The following is a 2,187-nucleotide window of genomic DNA, read 5'->3' as shown; positions in this document are numbered from 1 at the left end:
GGATGAGCCGCGAAATCCTGTTCACAGCGCTGTTTATAGGCTTGCTATTTTTGACACTGGTTTATGCTCTGGTGAAAAAACAGCTACCTACCGCACTGCTGGGGCTCACCGCGTTGGTCGGCGTGGCGGATATCTTCGTCATGTCAGCCATTTACGACCATAGCCGTTTTATCCTTTGGCAAGGATGGGGAACCTATGCGGGCTTTTATGGTTCGGCGTTTATGATGGGCAGCCTGTTGTATGCGCTGTGCCTGTGGCCCCAGTTACACCAACTGGCAGAGGATGAGAGTGCGCGTGCCATGACACCTTTGCTTCGCTTCTACCTGCTGGGTTTTGTGCTGGCTACGGTTGCGGTCATTGTCATGTTTTCTGCCGTTGCCCCCAACCTTGCGCAAGGAATCAGCATTAAAACCGCTGCGGTGAATGTCGGAACACTGACGCTGTGGCGTTACCTGCTGCTGGGCATCGCACTGGTCCTGCTGGTGACCTATGTCACCCGATTGCCACGAAAATCATTGCCCGCTCTGCTCTCACTGGCGTTGATGATAACCATCACCGGCGAGTTCTTAGGGCGCTACGCGTTCTTTAGCGTCGGAGGGTGATCGTGCGCTAACCATCAATGGGCTGGCTAACAGCCCATTTTTTATGGCGCAGAACAGGGGATGATTACGCGTTTTTTTGTTTACGAATGAAATCTATCAACATCTCAGCGCTGGGCAGCAAAGGGCGCGCGGGTAACCACACGGCCCCAATATCCATCGAAGGGATCACGTTACTCACATCCCGCCGGACAATACGATTGCCTTCCAACGACCAGGGGCGATACACAAAATCAGACAAAATGGTGACACCGTGGCCTTGCGCCACCATACCCCTTATCGCCTCAATGGAGGTCGATTTAAATTTGATGCGTGGTTGCAGATTTTGCTCAGCCCAGTAATGATTGACGGTAGGGATATGGTCATCCATATCGAGAAGCAAAAAATCTTCTTTCGCAATGCTCTCTAACGTAATCGTCGGCGCATCCTGTAATGGGTGGCCGGCACAGGTCCATAATCGCCGAGTCGAACGAATGAATATCTCTGTCGCAAAATCCTCTGGCAGCATGATGTTAGACACCAGCATCAAGGCCAGATCAACCATCCCGGCCCTTATCGCCTGACACAATCGGGGAGAAGGATACTCAACCAGGCTAAATTGCAAAGAAGGAAAGCGCGCCGTAATCGAGCTCAGCAGCGCAGGCAGCATATAGGCCGAGAGGGTTTCAGTGACACCAATGCGCAGCGTTCCACTCAGATCGTTAGACGGAATCAGCATATCATCCGTCGCGAGCTGAACGGTGTTTAATACCTTTCTGGCATGGCGTAATAGACGCTCTCCGGTTTCCGTCAGGCGTATTCCTTTGGCATGGCGGGTAAACAGCGACCTTCCGCATTGCTCTTCCAGATTTTGCAGCGCAACCGTCATTGACGATTGGGAAACATTGCAAAACAACGCTGCCTTAGAGATTTGTCCGGCATCGGCAACAGCGACAAAAAATTCAAGTTGGCGCAGCGTAAATAACATCGAAAATCCATAGCATAAATGTGGATAATCCATATTATCATTCATCAGCCGCGATGAATGTCGATGAGATCAGATCATTCCAGCAAAATGACCTCATGCTGCCCCTTTAACAGCGGCCCGCTTAAAATCTTGTATCCGTCGCGATCAAAACCGTGAGCGACCTTGGTCAAGCGTGCTGCATCAGCGATGTCTTCTACGGATCCGAGGTAATACCAGTTGTTGATAACATGAATCTGCCGCACATCGCCGTGCTGCTCCACCAGCCCGACGGCGCCCGAGTAAGGCCAGTTGAACACACGTAGCTGTTGCAGCCCATCGAGCAGACGCAGTTGATGCTCTACCACCGGTTCCTTGCCACAACAGGCACCTGCGCATCGCCCCAGTTGATGTCTGAAACAAGCCCGACCGTGCGGTTTTTTTTCCAAACCTAACAGCCCGTAACACAGCAACTCACTGTCGGCGATATCCAGCAGCGCTTGCTGCGCAGCGCGCCGGTTGGAGAACAAGCCGTATAAATCGGGCGTATGGGAAAAGTCGATCTCTTTTGCCGCGACAATATGGGGGGCGCCGTTACGCAAATGCAACGGGCAGAGCTGGCGACTGCGCCGCAACCGTATATTG

Annotated in this window: 2 protein-coding genes and 1 pseudogene; 1 reads left to right on the top strand and 2 read right to left on the bottom strand. The window is 52.4% G+C overall.

The window, feature by feature from the left end:
• Positions 1-602: DmsC/YnfH family molybdoenzyme membrane anchor subunit (locus J5224_RS25330; protein WP_264627966.1), on the top strand; the 602-nt coding region annotated here is incomplete at its 5' end.
• Positions 603-666: 64 nt separating this feature from the next.
• Here the strand turns inward: J5224_RS25330 and J5224_RS25325 are convergent.
• On the bottom strand, positions 667-1,566 hold the full coding sequence (locus J5224_RS25325) for a LysR family transcriptional regulator (protein ID WP_264627965.1): 900 nt from the start codon (positions 1,564-1,566) through the stop codon (positions 667-669).
• Between the two features lie 74 nt (positions 1,567-1,640).
• Positions 1,641-2,187, bottom strand: a pseudogene (locus J5224_RS25320) (endonuclease); the annotation flags it as partial.

It is taken from the genome of Candidatus Symbiopectobacterium sp. NZEC135, from assembly GCF_025962695.1.
The sequence above is the reverse complement of the archived record's forward strand: the minus strand, read 5'-3'. Positions and strand labels throughout refer to the sequence as shown.